This window comes from Lactimicrobium sp. (assembly GCF_036453465.1).
GTDB lineage: Bacteria > Bacillota_I > Bacilli_A > Erysipelotrichales > Erysipelotrichaceae > Bulleidia.
In genome coordinates, this window is record NZ_JAZHUW010000006.1 from 58,889 (window position 1) to 78,643 (window position 19,755).

Genomic DNA, 19,755 nt, shown 5'->3' on the forward strand with positions numbered 1-19,755 from the left:
TGGTCCGCCTCTGTGTTTGTTACTCAGGGACGTTCATCCTCATCATTCCAGTCAATATTTTCAAAGCTGTCATTTTTCAGCATATCCTGATCTTCTCTGGTCAGGGTATTTTCCTGATGAAGGGCAGCCTGCAGATTCACAAGCACTTTGCGGATATTGTCAGCACTGACAGCCGGATAACTGCCGCTGTCATGCTTCATCTGTTTGGCACTCATATGAAACTGCATACACCCGGTTGTATCCAGCAGGGAAACAATGTTGTCAGCCTTGACACCGCCGCCAGGCAGGATTTCAATCCGGGAACCATAGTCTTTCTGCAGCTTTGTCAACAGATCAATGCCAGCCATGACATTTTCCTTCTGGCCTGAAGTCAGAATACGCTGCACACCCAGATTGATCAGTGTCTGTACTGCCTGGATGGGATCCGGTGTTTCATCAAATGCTTTGTGGAAGACAGCTTCCTTGCCATAGCCGTGAATCAAAGATACCATCTTGGCTGTTGTTTCTTCATCAACCGTATGATCCGGATTCAGAAAGCCAAAGACAATGCCATCGGCACCGGCATCCAGAAACAGCTGGGCATCACGGAACATGGTGTTTTTTTCTGTCTCACTGTACACAAAGCCGGCTCCGCGCGGCCGCACCATGCAGATGATGCGCTTTTTCGACTTTTCTCTTGCCTGCAGGAAGGAACCATAGGATGGTGTCAGCCCACCCAGTTCCAGTGCACTGTTGAATTCAACCCGGTCAACCTCATCAAACTGATCTGCTGTTAAAAGATCACTCAGACTGCCGGCACAGATTTCTATCTGAAACTTGTCAATCATCAGATGATCCTGGAAAGAATGATATTGCCTTCACGCTCCGGATTGACCGAAACAAGGGCAACCTTTGTGCCGCAGTACTCTTCAATGAAGCGTACATACTTCTGGCAGTTTTCCGGCAGGTCCTCAAACTTTGTGACATGAGAGATGTCCTCTTTCCAGCCATCAAAGACCTTATAGACAGGCTTTGCTCTGCCATAGACTTCCAGAGATGCCGGTACCGTATCATAAACCTTGCCATCGATGTCATAGCCGATGCACACAGGCAGCTTGTCAAAGCCGGAGAGAATATCAATCTTGGTGATGGCAAGCTCTGTCAGGCCATTGATTCTGACACCCTGGCGGACAACCGGTAGATCCAGCCAGCCGACTCTTCTCGGCCGTCCGGTCGTAGCACCATACTCGGCACCTTTTTCACGCAGCAGTTTTCCTGTATCATCCAGCAGCTCAGTCACAAACGGACCTTCACCAACACGGGTGGAATATGCCTTGACAATGCCGATGATATGATCCAGTGCCTTTGGACCAACACCAACGCCTTCCAATACACCGGCAGCCGTAGGTGAAGAAGAAGTCACAAACGGATAGGTGCCGTAGTTGATATCCAGCATATTTGCCTGGGCACCCTCAAACAGGACAACCTTGTTATCGGCAAGGGCTTTGTTGACAAGGTCAGTCGCATCACACAGCATTGGTGAAATACGGTCACGGATCGGCTCAAACTGCTTGACGAGCTCATCATAGTCAAACGGTTCACCGCCAAAGACCTTGGTGATCTCGGCATTCTTGATTTCCAGCGTATCCTTCAGCTTATCCAGGAATACATCCCAGTCCTTGAGATCGCACATGCGCAGGCCGATGCGGGAATACTTATCTGCATAGCAGGGGCCGATGCCGTTCTTGGTTGTACCAACCCGGTATTTGGAAGCTCTCTGCTCTTCCAGTTCATCCAGTCTGACATGATATGGCATCAGGATATGAGCACGGTCAGAAATTCTGACATGGTCGCATTTGACACCCTGTGCTTCCAGCGTATCAATTTCCTTGAACAGAACAAACGGATTGACAACCACACCAGGTCCGATGACACACAGGGCATCGTGATTGAGAATGCCGCTTGGCAGCAGGTGCAGCACCGTCTTCTTACCATTGACAACTACCGTATGTCCGGCATTGTTGCCGCCCTGATAGCGGACCACCATGTTTACATGTGTTCCCAGCAGATCAACAACTTTGCCTTTGCCTTCATCCCCCCACTGGGTTCCAACAACTACATAACCAGCCATGAATAGGCCTCCTTTTTAACGGGAGTATTGTAGCACGATGCGGACATGATCACCATAAGAAGGAAGACACATGCACAATCCATGCAATTAAACAGCGATCTGCTACAATGATGACTGGAATTTGAAGGAGATTATCAAGATATGAGTGAGAAACAGAATCAGAATCCGGAGACCTGCAACCATAACTGTGACAGCTGCGGCAGCAACTGTGCTTCCCGCAGCAGCCAGGCTTCCTTTCATCTGGAACCCAAGGACAAGACTGTCATTCATCATATGATCGGCGTTGTATCTGGCAAGGGCGGCGTCGGCAAGTCCTTTGTGACAAGTCTGCTGGCATCGGAAATGGCCAGAAGGGGATACCGCGCTGCTGTCATTGACGGTGATATCACCGGACCAAGCCAGGCAAAATCGTTTGGCATTCATGACAAGCTGATGGGAGACGGCACCTATGCCTATCCGGCTGTGACCAAAAACGGTATTCAGGTTGTCAGCACCAATATGATGCTGGACAATGATGAGACACCGGTCATCTGGCGGGCTGCCATTGTGACCAACCTGCTCAAGCAGTTCTATACCGAAGTGCTCTGGGATAATGTTGACTACATGTTTGTGGATATGCCTCCGGGAACCGGCGACGTACCGCTGACAGCGTTCCAGTCTTATCCGCTGGATGGCATCATTGTTGTTACCACACCGCAGGATCTGGTCGGCATGGTCGTCGAAAAGGCCATCAATATGGCGGAGCAGATGCATATCAATGTGCTCGGCCTGGTGGAGAACATGGCTTATGTTGAATGCCCGAACTGCCATGAAAAGATCTACCCGTTTGGCAAAGGCAATACCAAAGAGATTGCTGCCAAGCACAATCTGCCTTTGTTAAGTGAGATTCCGCTGGATCCGCGCATTGCCAAAGCAGCGGATGAAGGCACCATTGAGGATCTGGTTGTGGATGGCATTGCGCCGGTGGCAGATGCCTGTGAAAAAATCTGAGTTCATCACACAGCCGTCACATTACACCGGTAAAATAACCTTGCAATCACTGCTAAGGAGAGTGGCATATGACCAGAATATTGATCGTTGACGATGAAGAAAAAATCCGGAATATGATCCGGAAATATGCAGAATATGAAGGGTTCCAGACCGATGAGGCAAAAGACGGCCTGGAAGCTGTGCAGAAGTGTGAGAAGAATGCCTATGATCTTTGCGTTATGGATATCATGATGCCGAATCTGGATGGCTTTTCCGCTGTCAAGGAAATCAAGAAGACACATCCCCGCATGCCGTTTATCATGCTCAGTGCTTTAGGCGAAGAGTATGACAAGATCCATGGCTTTGATATTGGTGTGGATGATTATGTCGTAAAGCCCTTTTCCAGCAAGGAACTGATGATGCGCATCCATGCAATTCTCAAGCGGGTATCACCAGCCGGTGAGGCAGGGGAAGTGCTGCGCTCCGGCGGTCTTGAGATCAACTTCTCTGCCCGCACCGTCACGATCGATGGCAAGCGTGTCCAGCTTTCTCCTAAAGAATATGAACTGCTGGCCTATCTGGCCCACAATGCCGGCATTGCTTTGACCCGTGAACAATTATTGCAGAATGTGTGGGGATATGATTTCTTCGGAGATGACCGTACCCTTGACACACATATCAAGCTGCTGCGGAAAAACCTTGGCGAATATGCCAGAGATATTGTGACACTGCGTGGGGTGGGATATCGTTTTGAAAAAGAAAGTTAGTCTGAAATGGAAAATCGGCCGCTACCTGATTGTTTTTGCCGCAGTGCTGATCTTCACACTGTTTGTTTTCCAGGTTGGACTTCTGGAACCCATGTATGAACACTCCAAAGTAGAAGCCGTCAAAGCCGTTGGAGATGAGATTGTCTCTGAAATTGACAGTGACGATCTTGGCAATGTCATCCTGCAGGAAGGTATCCAGAATGATGCCTGTGTATCAGTGCGGTATGCCTCTGATCAGTTCACGATGCGCTCACAGATGTGCGATGCTTTTAAAAACATGTCGGATGAAGACACGGCGTCTTTGATCGGGTATGCCCAGATTTCCAATAATAAAACGTATTATTCCGTTCTTTCTTCGGGTGGAAAAGACAATGGCCGGGATGGCTTCAAGAGCATTGTATATGCCCGCATCGCCAAAGGTGAGCAGGGCAATGCCGTGATCATGATCTACAGCGGCATTTCCCCCATCAGTGCCACAACCCGCACCCTGACGATTCAGCTTGTCTACATCTCACTGATGATCCTGGCAGCCGTCGTGATTCTGACAGTTCTGATCTACAACGGTGTTGCCAAGCCTCTGACCGTCATCAACAAAGCCGCAAAGCAGCTGCCAAAAGGGGAATACCATGCCGATCCTGCGACCAACCAGTATCTGGAGGCACAGGAGCTCAACCAGACCCTGCAGCAGGCTGCCGGCGATATCCAGAAGGCGGATAAAGCCAAGCGCGATCTGATTGCCAATGTATCCCATGATCTGCGGACACCATTGACGATGATTACCGGCTATGGCGAAATGATGAGAGATCTGCCTGGAGAAAAGACAGATGAAAACATACAGGTCATCATCGATGAATCCAAGCGGCTGAACAATCTGGTCAATGATCTGCTGGATCTTTCCAAACTGCAGGAAAACAAGATTGTGCTGCAGAAGGAAGACTTTGATCTTGGTGCGATGATTGAGATCCAGATGCGCAAATATGATGTCTACAAATATCAGGAAGATTTTGTCATTGAACAGGAAATTCAGGAAGGCTGTATTGTCCATGCGGATCAGAAACGCATGGAGCAGGTCTTCAATAACTTCATGATCAATGCCATTAACTACTCTGGTAAAAACAAGCATATTATCGTGCGGGTGAAAAGACACGATGACAAAGTCAGAACAGAGGTGCAGGACTTTGGCGAAGGCATTCCTGAAGAAAAACTGAAGGATATCTGGGACCGCTACTATAAGATTGACAAGGAACATGTAAGGCCTTCTCAGGGCTCCGGCATCGGCCTTGCCATCGTCAAACAGGTTCTGGATCTGCATGGCTTTCAGTATGGCGTCAACAGCAAGGTAAACGAAGGAAGCACCTTCTGGTTTGAAATTCCATTGGTAAAAGATAGCGAAGGCAGTATGGCTGAGTAATGCCGTACTGCTTTTTTATTCCGGTGTTTCCTATCCCTGCAGGCATGATTTACAATAGTAACTGTCATGAATATTGTAGAAATTAAAAATCTGCACCAGTCTTATGGCAGCCAAGAAGTGCTCCATGGTGTAAACCTGCAGATCAAGCCAGGTGAAATCTATGGCCTGATCGGTCCCAACGGTGCCGGCAAGACAACCCTGATGCGCACCCTTGTTTCGATCCTGCCCACCCGGAAAGAAACGATCTGGATTGATGGCATCGACGTGGCTGTCCATTCTATTGATACACGCAGGATCCTTGCCTATCTGCCGGATAATCCGGATCTTTATGAACATCTCACGGTCCGTGAATTTCTTGATTTTACGGCTGATATTTTCGGTGTATCAAAGCAGCAGAGAGAAGCAGAAATCCGTCAGCAATGCACAGATTTTGAAATCACTGACAAGCTGGGGGCACAGATCGGCACACTGTCCCATGGCACAAAGCAGAAGGCCGCCATCTGTGCGGCACTGCTGCACAAGCCAAAGCTTCTGGTGCTGGATGAACCATTTGTCGGCCTCGATCCCAAAGCAGCCTGGATATTAAAAAAGAAAATGCATGAGCTCTGCCAGCAGGGCGGTGCTGTCTTTTTATCCAGCCATGTTCTGGATGTTGTTGAAAATCTGTGTGACAGTATCTCATTTCTCAACCATGGCACAATCATTATGCAGGGTACAACGAAAGAACTGCTGCAGGGCGGAAAGAACCTGGAAGATGTCTTTCTTGGCAAAGCGGGATGACACCGTTTTCCATTCTGCTGAAAGCACAGCTGAAAAACCAGTACAACACCGGTAAAAACGGCAGTCTGTCCGGCCTTGGGGCAATGCTTGTGATCCAGGCACTGCTGATTTTCTGCGGGCTGGCCTATGGCTCATTCATGCTGGATGACGGTTTTCCTGCTGACAGCCTGTTTCAGCTGCTGGGCGGCGATGCCATTTTGATCATGCTGTTTGGCGTCTTTGCGTTCCATGCTATCTTTTCACATAACAAGGATGATGACATGTTAAAGGCGTTGCCTATAAAAGCCGGCACTGTCAGTGCCGTGCGCTGGACAGTCTTTCTCATCAGCCAGTATGTGTATTCCCTGGCTTTTCTGATCACACTGTTTCTGCTTGTCAATGCCACCCAGAATGCCCTATGGTATTTTCATCTTCTGTCCATCCTGTGTGCTATCTGCTTTCCCTTGCTGCCAAGTGCTCTTGGTGCACTGCTTGGCTATGGCATGAAGAAGATATCTCTGCATCATCAAAGCCAGCAGCAGATGGAAAACCTGCTGAATGTACTGCTTGTCATCCTGCTGATTGCCGGTGCCTTTCTTTTTGAAACCATCAGTACAACCCGGAATATGGATCCCATTGTGCATCATATCCTGTTTGCCGTGGACTGGATGGCCACGGGCATCGGCAGCCAGGACGTATCTGCCTGCATCGCTGCCGTCCTGATGCATGCCGGCATCTTTGTTCTGGTGCTGTTTCCATTATCCCGCCGTATTTCCAGGCTGCCTCTTTCACAGGAAGCACAACATGCCAAGAGCCACACGGAAATGCATGTGCGCAGTTCACTGCAGGCACTGCTGCATCTGTTCCTGCATGAATCCTTCCGGGATGCCGGTCTTTGGTTTTCCCAGCACAGCAGCCTGCTGCTGATGGCAGTGATGAGTGCACTGCTGTTTGCCAACAAGGATCTGCTGAGCATCCTGCCAGGAAAAGATGCATCATCTGTTTTCACCAACATTCTGGTTATATTATTGTTTTTCATACATGCCGGCGTGGAGCCTGCCAGTGCCTTTGCAAAAGACAAGGATCAGATGTGGATTCTGCTGTCCATGCCCATTGATCCATCCAATATCCTGTTTGCCAGAGTGCTGTCCAGCATTGCCAGCTCCATCCCGTTTTCAGCGGTATGCATGATCACATTGGCATACCGCTGGCATCTGGAAACCGGCATGCTTGTTATGGGACTTCTCATCCTTGTGATATCCTGCATCAACACGGCATTAATCAGCCTGTATTTCTTTCTGCGCTATCCCAGCTTTGCAAAGGGAAAACTCAACAGGGCAGTGCTGATGGCCATGCTTGTTTCCTATGCAGTTTATATTCTGGAGGCCGTATTCCTTGTGCGTGGACAGATTGATCTTGTCATCTCGATCAGCCTGCTTGCTCTGGCCGGTATGGGCACACTTCTGTTTACGCAGGGACGGAAACTCTTTGGCAGAATCGGCATGCGATCCCTTTGAACGATTCTGGCAAAAATGTGCTAAACTGAAGACAGCAGTTGTATCTGCAAAAGGAGATTATTTGATATGGAATTGAAAGGTTCAAAGACAGAAAAAAATCTGGAAACTGCATTTGCCGGTGAGAGTCAGGCGCGCACAAAGTATGATTTCTTTGCCAGCCAGGCAAAGAAGGATGGCTATGAGCAGATTGCCGCAATCTTTGCTGAGACAGCACTGAATGAAAAGGAACATGCAAAACTGTGGTTCAAGTATCTGCAGGGCGGCAGTATCCATGATACGGAAGACAATCTGAAACAGGCCGCTGCCGGTGAGAACTACGAGTGGACACAGATGTACAAGGAGTTTGCTGAGGTGGCTGATCAGGAAGGCTTCAAGGAGATTGCCGCAAGATTCAGAGGTGTGGCTGCAGTTGAGAATACCCATGAAGCACGCTACAACAAACTGCTGGCCAACCTGCAGAACAAGGAAGTCTTCGTCAAGAAGGATGAAGTCACATGGCAGTGCCGCAACTGCGGCTATACGGTTGTTTCCAAGACAGCCCCGAAGGTATGCCCTGTCTGCCAGCATCCGCAGTCTTTCTTCGAAGTCCGCAAAGAAAATTACTGAGAATGAGGATTCACAAGCAGCCTGCGGGCTGCTTTTTTTTGTTGCTGTGACAGCAGATGGCAAAAGAAAACGGCATCTGTGCCAGAAGGCAGGATGCCGTGAGAATTGTGATTCATTTTGTGTGCAGCTTTCTTGGCAGTCTTTTCACTTCCACCTTTGTTTTCAAAATGTCTTCCAGATCTGTATCTTTCTGCTCATTTGTCACAAAGATCCATGCATCGGACTGGCGGCCGTCCCTTGATGCCCGGCCAACCCGGTGGATCAGACTGTCATTCTGATCTGGCAGATCATAGCAGATCACAAGTGAAACAAACGGAATATCAATGCCTCTGGCTGCAACATCGGTTGCCACAAGCACAGGCAGACTGCCGGTGCGGAAGTCCGCCATGATCTGTTTGCGCTCCTTCATGTCCATTTCGGAGTGAATGGCTTTGGCCTGAGGCAGGTGATCTGCCACAAAGGCACATGTTTTTCTTGTGTTGCAGAAAACCAGGGCATGCTGAGAACCAAGGATATGTTTCAAGGCATCCAGCTTGCGGTTTTCCAGTGTGATCAGGGCATGCACGGCAATATGCTGGGCCATGGCTTCATCATGTTTTACCGTAACCTGAATGGGATCCTTCTGGATCTGTTTGGATAAAGAAAGCACTTGAGGTGTGAAGGTGGCGGAATATAGCAGGGTCTGGTGATCGGGCAGCTCATTGAGAATATCCATCACATCATTGACAAAGCCCATGGACAGCATCACATCACACTCATCCAGCACAACACTTTCGATGGCCTGCGTTTTCAAGGTATGACGGCGCAGATGGTCCTTGATGCGGGCAGGGGTGCCGATGACCAGGTCTGCCCCATGGTGAAAGGAGCGGATCTGCACCTGCATATCCACGCCACCCGTCAATACCGCCGTGCGGATACCTTCCTCATATGCCAGCAGCTTTCTGGCGGTGGCAGCCGTCTGCAGGGCAAGCTCTCTGGTTGGTACCAGAATCAAAGCATGGGGCAGATGGCGTCCTTTTCCCTGCGGCTCCATCTTCTGCAGCAGGGGCAGAAGGTATGCCAGTGTTTTGCCAGAACCCGTCGGGGCATTGACAAGCAGATCATGACCGTCAAGTACATCCTTCATACTGTCCTGCACCCTTGCAAAAGAAACAATATGCATCGCTGCCAGTGCTTTCTGCAGCGGCTCTTTGAAATCCTGAATTTCCATGCCACCAAAATAGCACATTCCACAGAATTGTACACAGTTTGTGTTACACTAAGGCCGGAGGCATCCTATGAAACATTTTGAATACAGCCCGAAAGGAACCTGCTCCATCAAGATGATGTTTGACATTGATGAGAATACCGACACTGTTCAGAATCTGGAAGTTATCGGCGGCTGCAATGGCAACCTCAAGGGCATCGGTGCTCTGCTGAAGGGGATGAAAGTGGAAGATGTGATTTCCCGCCTGGATGGCATTACCTGCGGTATTAAGCCTACATCCTGCCCGGATCAGATTGCCAAGGCTCTGAGTGCCTATGAGGCACAGCACTGACTGTGTCTTTTTTTATTGTTTGTATGCTAGAATATCTGCGCTATGAATACAGATGAAATCAGTAAAAAACTGGCGGGCAGCCCAGATGGCATCTGGGTGGATTATGACCGCGGAACTTTTCTTTTTATTGTCAAGGACAGAGTATGGCAGAAAGATGAGCTGCACAGTGCCGCCCACCGTGAAGTCACGGTATCCTTTGTATCCAAAGGCATCCTTGACCTGTTTGTTTTAACCATTGATGACTGCCTGGAGCCAAGTGATATGCCGCTTTGCATGAAGGATGCGGATGCAGGCATGATCGCATCTATGAAAGAGACTTCACAGTTTGGCTGGCAGATTGTCCTGGCGGATGAAAAGGGCAGAGTCCTGCTCAGCCGGGAAGGAAACTTCAATGCCCATGACAGTGCGCTCATGAAGAAGATTCTGCTGGACCGTCTGGAACAGGAGTATTCGACATCCGACTTTGACCATGCCTATGAAAAGAATGCGGCCAGATATGAACCGTACATGCTGGAAGAGCATGCCGTCTTTACGGAAAGGAGCAAATAGCCAATGATGACTGCAATCATCGCTGTGATCGTGCTGGCAGTGGACCAGCTTACCAAATATGCCGTACAATCTTCCACTGTTCTGCAGACAAGAAGTATTGAAGTGATTCATAACTTCTTCTATCTGACTTACGTCAAAAATACCGGTGCTGCCTGGTCTGTCTTCTCAGATAAAACCCAGCTGCTGGCCCTTGTATCTGCCGTGGCCATTGGCATCATGCTCTGGTATGTCATCACGAAAAAACCGAAGAAGTGGATCACAATCGCCCTGGCATTGATGATCGGCGGGGCAGCCGGCAATATGGTCGACCGCATCTGGCTTGGCTATGTCCGTGACTTCTTTGATTTCTATCCCTTTGGCTATAACTTCCCGGTCTTCAATGTCGCCGATATTGCCCTGACCGTCGGTGTGATCATGCTGATTCTGGCGTCTTTGAAAGAGGACAAGCATGCTTGAGACATTTACAGTAGAAACCGAAGAACCGATCCGCATTGACCGCTATCTTGCCGCTGTCTCAAAGCTCTCCCGCACAAGAGTACAGACACTGTGTGAGCAAGGCCTTGTCAAAGTCGATGAGAAACCAGTCAAAAGCAGCTATAAACTCAGTGATGGCGAAGTCATTGAAGCAGAAATACCTGCAGATGAGGAACTGCAGGTAGAACCGGAAAACATTCCGCTGGATATCCTGTATGAAGACAGCGACATCATCGTTGTAAACAAACCCAAGGGCATGGTTGTCCATCCGGCCCCAGGCCATGAAAACGGCACGCTTGTCAATGCACTTCTGTATCACTGCCATGATCTTTCCGGCATCAACGGTGTACTGCGGCCAGGCATTGTGCACCGGATTGACAAGGATACAACCGGCTGTCTGGTTGTTGCCAAAAACGATGCAGCCCACAGATCTCTGGCTAAGCAGCTGGAAGATAAGACATGCCACCGTGAATACCGTGCCATTGTAGAGGGTATTCTGGATGGCGATGCGGCCGTCATTGATGCGCCCATTGGCCGTGATCCCCGCAACCGGCAGAGAATGGCGGTCACGGATGTCCATGGCAGAGCTGCCCGCACCCATTACCGTGTATTGGAAAGATTTCGTGATACAACCTATATTGAATGCCGGCTGGAAACCGGCCGCACCCACCAGATCCGCGTGCATATGAAATACTGCGGCCATCCGGTGCTTGGCGATGAAAAGTATGGTCACAAATGCAAGCTGATGGATACCCAGGGACAGGTGCTGCATGCATACCGCCTGACCCTTGTGCACCCATCCACTGGTAAGACCATGGTCTTTGAAGCACCGCTGCCGGCATACTTCCAGCAATTACTGGATCTGCTGGAAAAGCAGAAGTAAGAAATCACAGAAAGAAGGGAAACAACAATGGAAGGAAAAAGAAAAGACGTATTGACATGGGATGAGTACTTCATGGGACTGGCCCATCTTTCTGCTTTGCGTTCCAAAGATCCCAACACCCAGGTTGGGGCTGCGATTGTGGATGAAAATCACCGGGTGGTTTCCGTTGGCTACAATGGCATGCCCAAAGGATGCAGCGATGATATCTTCCCATGGAGCAGGGAAGGTGCTCTGCTGCAGACAAAGTATGCCTTTGTTGTTCATGCCGAACTCAATGCTATCCTGAATTCCAAGTATCCGGTATCCGGCTGCACACTCTATGTATCTCTGTTTCCCTGCAATGAATGTGCCAAAGCCATCATCCAGGCAGGCATCCGCAGAATTGTCTATGAATCCGACAAATACCAGAATACAGATACAACCATTGCCAGCCGCAGAATGTTAAAGGCTGCCGGCATTGAACTTGTTCAGCTGGAAAATACCGTTGTTCTCCATGTGGATAAGCTGCGCAACCCTGAATACAAAGAAACTAAATAAGTTTTCCGGGAAACAGATATGGCAAAAGGAATTCTCTACATCATGACAACGGTTGTTCCAGGATTGATCAAAATCGGCAAGACCAGAACAGAGCAGTATGATTCCAGAATGTATATTCTGGAGCACAATGGCTATGCCAATGTGAAGGGGTTGAAACGCCGGTTTGCAATCGAAGTTGAAGATTATGATGAGAAGGAACAGATGCTTGATGCGATCTTTGACCGGTCACGGGTTCCCAATACAGAACTGTTTGCATTGGACACGGATCGGGCAGTAGAGCTTCTGTCTTCCTTTGAAGGTACAAAGATCTACCCGAAAGATGAAACCAAGGAACAGGTTTTCCATACTGCTGCTCAGGAAGCAGATCTGAATCAGGACTGGCAGAAAGTGCCGGATGGGATGTATCATCTCACTGCCAGAAGAACTGGTTTCGGCATTGTGAGCGCGAAGATGGAAGTCATCGATGGCTCCTTCATCGTCAAGAAAGGAAGTATCTGTGCACCTGCTTCCGCAAACGCAAAGATGCCAAAAGAAAGAGCAGATGCCCTGATTGAAAACAATGTACTTCAGGAAGATGTTACCTGTAAATCACCATCCGCAGCTGCTTCTGTCGTCCTTGGAACGTCTGCAGATGGATGGACGAAATGGCTTGATGAAAATGATCGGCTGATCGATGTCTTTCGGCAGAAAGAAAAGACACAAAAGACAGAAGAATAAACAGGAATTACAGGGCATCCTGTAATTTACGAGTATTCTGGAAGTGAAGCTTGGCTACCTGGTCAAGCTTTTCCATTCCATACTTTTGGACAAATGCCAGTGCACATGCATCGACTTTTGCTCCGGCACCTTTCTGGAATGCCATATCCCACTGCTTTTCCATCTGGTCCCACGTTGTTAAAAAAGCATATCTGGCAATGACACTGGCAGCCCCGACAGCAGGATATTGATCTTCTGCTTTGATCTGGAAATGGATGCCATACTGGATTTCCTTTGCCCCCTGCAGATAGCGGTAATAGGACTTCTCCGGTGTAAACTGGTCAATCATGCAGAAAGACGGCAGGCCGTATTTCTTCTTCAGATTCACATAAGCCTGATTGTGCAGCAGTGCTTTGATCGCATTGATGTTATACGCATCATGGACCTGGTTGTATTTAGCTGGTGTAACAATCAATAAAGAATGCGGCAGCAGGGCTTCCAGCTGCGGACCGATCTTACGGATATCATCATCACTCAGTTTCTTGGAATCACGCACACCAAGTGCTTTCACCTTGGACAGGGTGCTTTCATCTACAATCGTGGCACAGACACAAACCGGACCAAAGTAATCACCGGTGCCAACCTCATCTGAGCCTGCCTGGGGAAAGACATTTGTCTGCACTGCTTTTGCGGATGTAATGGTGGAAGGTGTGGCTGGCTCTGTCTGCGTACGCAGAAATGGCGATGCATAGATTTGTGCATCTTTGCCCTGAAAGACAGTCTTGCCGCTTTGATAGCACGTGATGACACAGTTTTCAGGACGCAGCTGCCATCTGGCATAGGCAGGGGCAGGATGGCTGTATTCTTTCAGCTTATCAAACAGCAGTGAAGCCTGTCTGGCTGTTAATGTAAGTGTAATGGTATTGTTCGACATGGCTCTATTTTACCGTGATCTTTATCATCAGGGTATAATGGAGTCAAAAAAGGAAGGAGGACACACGATGATTACGATTCCTGATCAGGCATTTCTGATCGTTGATGTTGTATTGGCATGTTTCTACGTACTGATGTTTGCCCTTGGCTGGCAGAAGGGTATTCTGCGGGCAGTGATCAATCTGGCCGGCACCCTGGCCTCGGTCTGGATCGCCTGGCTGCTGGCACCGGTACTGTCTGACTTTGTGCATCTGCTGCCACGCTCTGCAGCAGCCATGCAGAATACGGCCATTGCCAATGCGGCCTATCAGTTCTCCAATGAACTCATCTGGTTCCTGATCGTTTTTGCCGCACTGAAGATCATCTTTGCCCTGCTGGAAAATATTGCCAAAGGCATCCAGCGCATCCCCGGCATTCATATCATCTCTTCCATTCTTGGCGCACTGTTTCAAACCGGTGCTGCCATCATCTGGACACTGGTCTTCTGTGTGATCCTCTCTCTGCCTCTGTTTTCCAACGGCAATGCCGTCATCCAGGGAACTCTGATCGGTACCGTCGAAAACAAGGTGTCAGAAGTGGCCGGACCATATATTGAGCCATTTACACGCACCGATGCCTTCCTGGAACTGTTTGAAGATGCCAAGGGCCTGCAGTCACAGCAGCGTGAGACTATCCGCAAATGGCTTTCCGAGCATAACTATGACAGCAGCCAGATTGACCAGGTGGCGCCAACCGCAGGAAGTGAGGGAAATTCATGAGTCTGGAAAAGGCACTCGAATTTGATGTCATCAAGGCACAGATGGAACAGTACTGTGCCTTTTCACTGGGTAAACAGGAAGTTGCCAACAGTCAGCCGGCTTATGATCCACTGCTGATCCGGCGTAATCTTGCCCGTATTTCAGAGGCACTTGCCTGTGTCGTACATATCGGCCCGATGCCATTTCCCGGTGTCAAGGATATCCGTTCGATGTTAGAAAGTGCAGACCGCGGCAGGATTCTTGGCGAGCAGGATTTCCTTGCGGAGATGCGTTTGATTGAAGGCGTGCGGGCAGCTGTGAATTATGAGAAAGATCTGCAGGAAGTAGATCATCCGGCCCTGCATGAACTGTTTTCTTCACTGATTGTACATGAACGGCTGCTGCACCAGCTGCAGACCTGTTTCAATGACTATGGCGAAGTCAAGGACAGTGCCTCCGAAGGCCTGCGCCATGTACGCTCTGAGATGAGGCGCTGCGATGGCGAAATTGCGGCGGCAGCCAATCGTTTCCTGTCTCAGCATGCCGGCAGTGTTGTGGATTCCATTGTCACAACCAGAGCCGGCAGGGCAGTTGTCCTTGTCAAAGCCAGCGATAAGAATACGTTTGGCGGCATGGTCTATGGCGACTCTGCCTCCGGCAGTGCCAGCTACGTGGAACCAGCTGCTTTAGTACCTTTGAACAACCGGAAAGAACACCTGATGGCAAAGGAACAGGATGAGATTCATAAGATCCTTGCAAAATGCTCACAGGCCGTTCAGGCTGCAGCCAGAGAAGAAATTGCCAACATCAATACACTTGGCATTCTTGATGGCATCTTTGCCAAGGCAAGATGGGGAAAAGAACATGATGCCTGCTGTGCCGCAATGACGGATGAGAAAAAGATCATCATCGAGAAGGCACGCCATCCGCTCATTGACCCTGCCAGGGTGGTGGCCAATGACTACCATCTGTGCGACCCCCAGCATACCCTTTTAATTACCGGTCCTAATACCGGCGGCAAGACAGTTTCTTTGAAAGTCATCGGCCTGTTTGTGATGATGAGCTATGCCGGCATGCCGGTTACTTGTGCTTTCTGTACGCTGCCATACTTTGACAGAGTGTTTGCGGATATCGGCGATGACCAGAGTGTTGTATCCTCACTGTCATCCTTTGGTGCCCATGTCACCCATCAGGCAGAGATCTGTAAATATGCCACGGACAAGTCCCTGGTGCTGCTGGATGAAGTTGGCTCCGGTACAGATCCAAGCGAAGGTGAAGCACTGGCCATTGCGATTCTGAATGAACTGCGCAGCCGTCAGTGCATGACCGTTGCCACAACTCATTACAATCGCTTAAAAGCCTATGGCAAGCGTCACAAGGATATTCTGCTGGCATCGGTGCAGTTTGATATGGAAAAGCTGGAACCAACCTATCAGTACGTGGAAGGGCTGACAGGCCAGTCCAATGCCTTTGCCATTGCCCAGCGCTATGGCCTGCCGAAAAGCATCATCAAATATGCGGCCTTTTTGAAGGAACAGTCAAAGTCGGATGAGGACAAGCTGATTGAGCGCCTGGAGGCACAGCTGCAGCTGAATCTGGAAAAGCAGCAGAAACTGGATGCTGAGATTGCAGAAAACAAAAAGCTGAAGGCACAGCTGGAAGCTGCACAGAAACAGTTGGATGCCCAGAAAGAAAAGATCCAGGACAAGGCAGAGGAAGAGGCCCGTGCCTATGTGGAACAGGTTTCTGCCAAAGCCGATGCGATCATGAAGCAGATGCGCCAGGTGCAGAGCACGCCGCATTATCATGAGGCCATCAATCAGCGCCATGCTTTAAATGCACTTGTGGACAAAGAGCAGCCAAAAAGCGTTCCCAGCCAGCACCATGAGTATCAGGTTGGTGATGCTGTCCAGCTGAAAGGATCTTCGACTGTATGTGAGATTGTCAGAATTGAGAAGAAAGATATCACGATTCTGTTCAATGGCAGAGAGATGCGTGTAAAGAAAAACCAGATTGTGCCAAGTGATCATGTGATCGCTCATGTCAAAGAAGAACCATCTGTGCAGATGGCCAGATCGTCTATCTTCTCTTCCATGCCGATCCAGTGCAACCTGATCGGTATGCATGTGGATGAGGCGATGGAACGCCTGGATGCCTACCTGGATGAGGCCAAGGTCAATGGCCTCAAGAGTTTCCGCATCATTCATGGTGATGGCTCCGGTGCTTTGCGCAAGGCCGTCCATGCCCGTCTTGCCCGTGACAAACAGGTCAAGGAATTCCGGCTGGGGGCACCATCAGAGGGAGGAACCGGTGCAACGGTTGTCACAATGAAGTAATGAACAAAGAATATATCAAAGCAAAGCTCAGCAACATTCCCCATGCGCCTGGCAGCTATCAGATGAAGGATAAAAACGGGGAAATTATCTATGTCGGCAAAGCCAAGGACCTCCATAACCGGGTCAACCAGTACTTTGTCGGCGCCCATGACTTCAAGACAACCAAGATGGTTTCCCACATTGAAGACTTTGACTTCATTGTGACCAAGAATGAGCAGGAATCTCTCATTCTGGAAATCAACCTGATCAAGAAGTACCGGCCCAAATACAACATCCAGTTCATGGATGATTCCACCTATCCTTACATCAAGCTGACCAATGAAGACTATCCCAGACTGACCATTGCCAGGGATATGAAGAAAGACAAGAAGGCAAAATACTTCGGCCCGTTTCCGGATGTGACGGCTGCCCGCAATACGATGAAGCTGCTGCAGAGCATCTATCCATTCCGGCGCTGCGTGCATATGCCATCCAAACTGTGCCTGTACTATCATATGGGCCAGTGCCTTGGTCCGTGTGTCTATGACGTCGATCCGGCCAAATACAAGGAGATGGCAGCTCAGGTCACCCGCTTCATGAACGGTGATACCGGTGACATTGTCCATCAGCTGCAGGAAAAGATGATGGCAGCCAGTGAAAAGCTGGAATTTGAAAAGGCCGCTGTCTATAAAAATATGATTGAAAGCGTCACGGCTGTCACCAAGGATCAGCAGCTGATTGAACAGGACAGCCGCGGCAATCTCGATGTCTTTGCCTGGTATCTTGACAAGGGCTATCTTGCCATTGCCGGCTTCCTGGTCAGAAGGGGCGTGGTGCTTTCTAAAGAATTCCGTTTAAGACCGCTGTATGGTGATGCCAAAGAAGAATTCATCTCCTTTGTCATGCAGTACTATCAGGACCATCCTGTCAGCAGCGAGCTTGTCATTCCCAATGAAATTGAAGCAGACACGGCTGAGCAGATGGCATCCATCCTCAATGTCAAAGTCACCCAGCCCCAGAAGGGATACCGGAAGCATCTGATTGAGATGTGCATTGACAATGCAAAGAAACAGCTTGATCTCAAATTCCAGACCGTGGAAAAGCAGGATTCAGAAACTGAGATGGCTGTGGAACAGTTAAGCAAGCTGGCCAACCATGAGATGAACCGGGTAGAACTGTTTGATAACTCCCATACTGCAGGCCAATTTACGGTCGCGGCATGTGTTGTCTATGAAGATGGGGTTCCGGACCGCAAGGATTACCGCCTGTACCGTCTGCACACTGCCAACAGTGATGTAGACTCCATGAAAGAAGTTGTCTACCGGCGCTATTTCCGTCTTGTGAATGAAAACGGCAGACTGCCGGATGGGATCCTCGTGGATGGCGGCTGGACGCAGATCGAAGCTGCCAAAGACATTCTGGATGCGTTAGGTATTTCAGATAAGATCAAGCTGATGGGTCTGGTCAAGGATGACCATCACAATACCAATGCCCTGATGGATACCGATGGACAGACATTTGATATTCCCAAGGATTCCTCATTGTTCTTCCTTTTGACAAGAATGCAGGATGAGGTACACCGGGTGGCGATTACATATCACCGCAAGCTGCGTGCCAAGGCACAGACAAAGTCGATTCTGGATGAAATTGAGGGCATCGGTCCCAAACGCAAACGTCTGCTGCTGAAGACATTTGGAAACTTTACCAATCTGAAAGCAGCACCTGAAGAGGAAATTGCCAAAGTGGTGCCGAAGGAAACTGCTCATCTTGTCTTTGAAGCACTGCATGAAAATGAAAACGCCACAGATGATAGTCTGTGACGTTTTTCAGTGCAGCGATGCCAGCAGATCACGCAGATCCTGTTTGCGGATCTTGTCCATCATGACCTGATTCATGGCTTCTTTCATATCCTGTTCCGGATGTTTTTTACGCTGCTGGTGCAGGGCATACAGCATGGGCAGCAGCACCAGGGCAGGCTTTGCACTCTTCTTGACCTGTGCTCCTTTTTCCTGCAGGACTTCCTTACGGATCTGCAGTGCTTTCTGACGTTCCTGCAGGCCAGAAACCTGTTTTGAGATCTGCTTGATGGTTTTCAGCAGGGGTACGGCATGCGTGGCCAGAATGATCAGAAAAACAACCAGAAGGATAATGGATGCCCACAGTATCCACAGATTCCACGGATATAAATTCAGCATATTACTTTTCTCCTGCTCTCATTTTACACGAAAATTCATAGCCAGATGAATGGAAATCGTTATAATTACGTATGCTATGAGTAAAGAAATCCGGATGATTCTTGTTTCTGACAATCACGGGCTGCGTGAGCCGCTGGCCTGGCTGCAGCAGGAATACCATGACTATGATGCCTTCCTGCACTGCGGTGACAGTGAACTGCCAGCTTCATTGATGGCAGGCTTTGCCAGTGTGCAGGGCAACAACGATGCCTATGGTGCGTATCCTCTGCACCAGATCATTGATCTGGGCGAACACCGCATTCTGCTGACCCATGGCCACCGTGATTTCTTCTTTGGTAAATATGACATGCTTGCCAGGCTGGCAAAGCAGAATGGCTGTGATCTGGTTTGCTTCGGCCATACCCACATTCCGTTTGATGATACGGTGGATGGTATTCGTCTTCTCAATCCGGGTTCCATCTGGCATAACCGGGATGGCAGCCGGCCAAGCTATATGCGGGTGATGCTGGATGGGAAAAAGATTGAAGCACACCTGGAACGCTATTGATTTCTGCTTGCAATCTTGTTTCACCTTTGGTACTATAGCAATGCTGTCCTGGTAGCTCAGCTGGATAGAGCTCACGCCTTCTAAGCGTGTGGTCAAGAGTTCGAATCTCTTCCAGGACATTTATTTAAATGCACTGTGTTATATCACTATATAATGCAGTTTTTTTTTTTTTTTTTTTTTTTTTTAATTAATTTTATTTATTAAAACCTCTT

21 protein-coding genes and 1 tRNA gene are annotated in these 19,755 nt (G+C 49.1%); 17 read left to right on the top strand and 5 right to left on the bottom strand.

Annotated elements, in window-relative coordinates:
* Nucleotides 1-23: 23 nt before the first annotated feature.
* Nucleotides 24-827 carry a copper homeostasis protein CutC gene (locus SOI44_RS02860; protein ID WP_331347731.1) on the bottom strand — a complete coding sequence of 268 codons (804 nt, stop codon included), beginning with the start codon at nt 825-827 and terminating at the stop codon, nt 24-26.
* Nucleotides 827-2,110 carry an adenylosuccinate synthase gene (locus SOI44_RS02865; RefSeq protein ID WP_331347732.1) on the bottom strand — a complete coding sequence of 428 codons (1,284 nt, stop codon included), beginning with the start codon at nt 2,108-2,110 and terminating at the stop codon, nt 827-829. Before SOI44_RS02865 ends, SOI44_RS02860 begins: the two co-directional genes overlap by 1 nt.
* A gap of 141 nt (nt 2,111-2,251) precedes the next feature.
* Here SOI44_RS02865 and SOI44_RS02870 point away from each other — a divergent pair, with 141 nt between their 5' ends.
* The 6 genes from SOI44_RS02870 (at nt 2,252) to rbr (ending at nt 8,139) form a co-directional block, all read left to right on the top strand.
* Nucleotides 2,252-3,100 carry an Mrp/NBP35 family ATP-binding protein gene (locus SOI44_RS02870; RefSeq protein ID WP_331347733.1) on the top strand — a complete coding sequence of 283 codons (849 nt, stop codon included), beginning with the start codon at nt 2,252-2,254 and terminating at the stop codon, nt 3,098-3,100.
* 68 nt (nt 3,101-3,168) lie between these two features.
* Entirely contained in the window at nt 3,169-3,846 is a 678-nt protein-coding gene (locus SOI44_RS02875; protein WP_331347734.1) for a response regulator transcription factor, read from the top strand.
* Complete coding sequence (locus SOI44_RS02880; RefSeq protein ID WP_331347735.1) at nt 3,830-5,257, top strand: sensor histidine kinase; 1,428 nt, start codon at nt 3,830-3,832, stop codon at nt 5,255-5,257. Before SOI44_RS02875 ends, SOI44_RS02880 begins: the two co-directional genes overlap by 17 nt.
* A 66-nt stretch (nt 5,258-5,323) precedes the next feature.
* Nucleotides 5,324-6,037: an ABC transporter ATP-binding protein gene (locus SOI44_RS02885; RefSeq protein ID WP_331347736.1), complete on the top strand. Its 714-nt coding sequence runs from the start codon at nt 5,324-5,326 to the stop codon at nt 6,035-6,037.
* Nucleotides 6,034-7,533: a hypothetical protein gene (locus SOI44_RS02890; protein WP_331347737.1), complete on the top strand. Its 1,500-nt coding sequence runs from the start codon at nt 6,034-6,036 to the stop codon at nt 7,531-7,533. The genes SOI44_RS02885 and SOI44_RS02890 overlap by 4 nt, the downstream gene beginning before the upstream one ends.
* A 66-nt stretch (nt 7,534-7,599) precedes the next feature.
* On the top strand, nt 7,600-8,139 hold the full coding sequence (gene rbr / locus SOI44_RS02895) for a rubrerythrin (RefSeq protein ID WP_331347738.1): 540 nt from the start codon (nt 7,600-7,602) through the stop codon (nt 8,137-8,139).
* A gap of 112 nt (nt 8,140-8,251) precedes the next feature.
* Here rbr and SOI44_RS02900 read toward each other — a convergent pair whose 3' ends face one another.
* The gene (locus tag SOI44_RS02900) at nt 8,252-9,349 is read right to left on the bottom strand and encodes a DEAD/DEAH box helicase (protein ID WP_331347739.1); all 1,098 of its coding nucleotides are present in this window, start codon (nt 9,347-9,349) and stop codon (nt 8,252-8,254) included.
* Nucleotides 9,350-9,416: 67 nt separating this feature from the next.
* Here SOI44_RS02900 and SOI44_RS02905 point away from each other — a divergent pair, with 67 nt between their 5' ends.
* From SOI44_RS02905 to SOI44_RS02930, 6 genes are read left to right on the top strand one after another with little or no spacing between them, the layout of a single operon-like run.
* Nucleotides 9,417-9,677, top strand: coding sequence for a TIGR03905 family TSCPD domain-containing protein (locus SOI44_RS02905; RefSeq protein ID WP_331347740.1), 261 nt, complete (start codon nt 9,417-9,419; stop codon nt 9,675-9,677).
* 42 nt (nt 9,678-9,719) lie between these two features.
* Nucleotides 9,720-10,226 (top strand): hypothetical protein, encoded by a 507-nt coding sequence (locus tag SOI44_RS02910; RefSeq protein ID WP_331347741.1) that lies wholly within the window; start codon nt 9,720-9,722, stop codon nt 10,224-10,226.
* Nucleotides 10,227-10,229: 3 nt separating this feature from the next.
* On the top strand, nt 10,230-10,682 hold the full coding sequence (gene lspA / locus SOI44_RS02915) for a signal peptidase II (protein ID WP_331347742.1): 453 nt from the start codon (nt 10,230-10,232) through the stop codon (nt 10,680-10,682).
* Entirely contained in the window at nt 10,675-11,583 is a 909-nt protein-coding gene (locus SOI44_RS02920) for an RluA family pseudouridine synthase (RefSeq protein WP_331347743.1), read from the top strand. The genes lspA and SOI44_RS02920 overlap by 8 nt, the downstream gene beginning before the upstream one ends.
* A 27-nt stretch (nt 11,584-11,610) precedes the next feature.
* Nucleotides 11,611-12,120, top strand: a complete 510-nt coding sequence (locus SOI44_RS02925) for a deoxycytidylate deaminase (RefSeq protein ID WP_331347744.1) — start codon at nt 11,611-11,613, stop codon at nt 12,118-12,120.
* Nucleotides 12,121-12,138: 18 nt separating this feature from the next.
* Nucleotides 12,139-12,837 (top strand): DUF4357 domain-containing protein, encoded by a 699-nt coding sequence (locus SOI44_RS02930; protein ID WP_331347745.1) that lies wholly within the window; start codon nt 12,139-12,141, stop codon nt 12,835-12,837.
* Nucleotides 12,838-12,844: 7 nt separating this feature from the next.
* Here SOI44_RS02930 and rnhC read toward each other — a convergent pair whose 3' ends face one another.
* On the bottom strand, nt 12,845-13,750 hold the full coding sequence (rnhC, locus tag SOI44_RS02935; RefSeq protein WP_331347746.1) for a ribonuclease HIII: 906 nt from the start codon (nt 13,748-13,750) through the stop codon (nt 12,845-12,847).
* 67 nt (nt 13,751-13,817) lie between these two features.
* On the opposite strand from rnhC, the gene SOI44_RS02940 reads away from it, so the two are divergent.
* The 3 genes from SOI44_RS02940 to uvrC are packed head-to-tail and all read left to right on the top strand — an operon-like array spanning nt 13,818 to nt 18,621.
* A complete protein-coding gene (locus tag SOI44_RS02940; RefSeq protein WP_331347747.1) occupies nt 13,818-14,507 on the top strand; it encodes a CvpA family protein in 690 nt (229 codons plus the stop codon).
* Nucleotides 14,504-16,822, top strand: a complete 2,319-nt coding sequence (locus SOI44_RS02945) for an endonuclease MutS2 (RefSeq protein WP_331347748.1) — start codon at nt 14,504-14,506, stop codon at nt 16,820-16,822. Before SOI44_RS02940 ends, SOI44_RS02945 begins: the two co-directional genes overlap by 4 nt.
* The gene (uvrC, locus tag SOI44_RS02950; protein WP_331347749.1) at nt 16,822-18,621 is read left to right on the top strand and encodes an excinuclease ABC subunit UvrC; all 1,800 of its coding nucleotides are present in this window, start codon (nt 16,822-16,824) and stop codon (nt 18,619-18,621) included. The genes SOI44_RS02945 and uvrC overlap by 1 nt, the downstream gene beginning before the upstream one ends.
* Before the next feature lie 6 nt (nt 18,622-18,627).
* Here uvrC and SOI44_RS02955 read toward each other — a convergent pair whose 3' ends face one another.
* Nucleotides 18,628-18,996 (bottom strand): hypothetical protein, encoded by a 369-nt coding sequence (locus tag SOI44_RS02955; protein WP_331347750.1) that lies wholly within the window; start codon nt 18,994-18,996, stop codon nt 18,628-18,630.
* A gap of 76 nt (nt 18,997-19,072) precedes the next feature.
* Here SOI44_RS02955 and SOI44_RS02960 point away from each other — a divergent pair, with 76 nt between their 5' ends.
* Both SOI44_RS02960 and SOI44_RS02965 read left to right on the top strand, forming a co-directional pair.
* Nucleotides 19,073-19,543 (top strand): metallophosphoesterase family protein, encoded by a 471-nt coding sequence (locus SOI44_RS02960; protein ID WP_331347751.1) that lies wholly within the window; start codon nt 19,073-19,075, stop codon nt 19,541-19,543.
* Nucleotides 19,544-19,588: 45 nt separating this feature from the next.
* A tRNA-Arg gene (locus SOI44_RS02965) sits at nt 19,589-19,662 on the top strand.
* Nucleotides 19,663-19,755 lie beyond the last annotated feature (93 nt).

Bases quoted from the DNA above. Each gene is read 5' to 3' on its own strand.
- SOI44_RS02860 (WP_331347731.1), bottom strand. From the start codon at position 827: ATGATTGACAAGTTTCAGATAGAAATCTGTGCCGGCAGTCTGAGTGAT.
- SOI44_RS02865 (WP_331347732.1), bottom strand. From the start codon at position 2,110: ATGGCTGGTTATGTAGTTGTTGGAACCCAGTGGGGGGATGAAGGCAAA.
- SOI44_RS02870 (WP_331347733.1), top strand. From the start codon at position 2,252: ATGAGTGAGAAACAGAATCAGAATCCGGAGACCTGCAACCATAACTGT.
- SOI44_RS02875 (WP_331347734.1), top strand. From the start codon at position 3,169: ATGACCAGAATATTGATCGTTGACGATGAAGAAAAAATCCGGAATATG.
- SOI44_RS02885 (WP_331347736.1), top strand. From the start codon at position 5,324: ATGAATATTGTAGAAATTAAAAATCTGCACCAGTCTTATGGCAGCCAA.
- SOI44_RS02890 (WP_331347737.1), top strand. From the start codon at position 6,034: ATGACACCGTTTTCCATTCTGCTGAAAGCACAGCTGAAAAACCAGTAC.
- rbr (WP_331347738.1), top strand. From the start codon at position 7,600: ATGGAATTGAAAGGTTCAAAGACAGAAAAAAATCTGGAAACTGCATTT.
- SOI44_RS02900 (WP_331347739.1), bottom strand. From the start codon at position 9,349: ATGGAAATTCAGGATTTCAAAGAGCCGCTGCAGAAAGCACTGGCAGCG.
- SOI44_RS02905 (WP_331347740.1), top strand. From the start codon at position 9,417: ATGAAACATTTTGAATACAGCCCGAAAGGAACCTGCTCCATCAAGATG.
- SOI44_RS02910 (WP_331347741.1), top strand. From the start codon at position 9,720: ATGAATACAGATGAAATCAGTAAAAAACTGGCGGGCAGCCCAGATGGC.
- lspA (WP_331347742.1), top strand. From the start codon at position 10,230: ATGATGACTGCAATCATCGCTGTGATCGTGCTGGCAGTGGACCAGCTT.
- SOI44_RS02920 (WP_331347743.1), top strand. From the start codon at position 10,675: ATGCTTGAGACATTTACAGTAGAAACCGAAGAACCGATCCGCATTGAC.
- SOI44_RS02925 (WP_331347744.1), top strand. From the start codon at position 11,611: ATGGAAGGAAAAAGAAAAGACGTATTGACATGGGATGAGTACTTCATG.
- SOI44_RS02930 (WP_331347745.1), top strand. From the start codon at position 12,139: ATGGCAAAAGGAATTCTCTACATCATGACAACGGTTGTTCCAGGATTG.
- rnhC (WP_331347746.1), bottom strand. From the start codon at position 13,750: ATGTCGAACAATACCATTACACTTACATTAACAGCCAGACAGGCTTCA.
- SOI44_RS02940 (WP_331347747.1), top strand. From the start codon at position 13,818: ATGATTACGATTCCTGATCAGGCATTTCTGATCGTTGATGTTGTATTG.
- SOI44_RS02945 (WP_331347748.1), top strand. From the start codon at position 14,504: ATGAGTCTGGAAAAGGCACTCGAATTTGATGTCATCAAGGCACAGATG.
- uvrC (WP_331347749.1), top strand. From the start codon at position 16,822: ATGAACAAAGAATATATCAAAGCAAAGCTCAGCAACATTCCCCATGCG.
- SOI44_RS02955 (WP_331347750.1), bottom strand. From the start codon at position 18,996: ATGCTGAATTTATATCCGTGGAATCTGTGGATACTGTGGGCATCCATT.
- SOI44_RS02960 (WP_331347751.1), top strand. From the start codon at position 19,073: ATGAGTAAAGAAATCCGGATGATTCTTGTTTCTGACAATCACGGGCTG.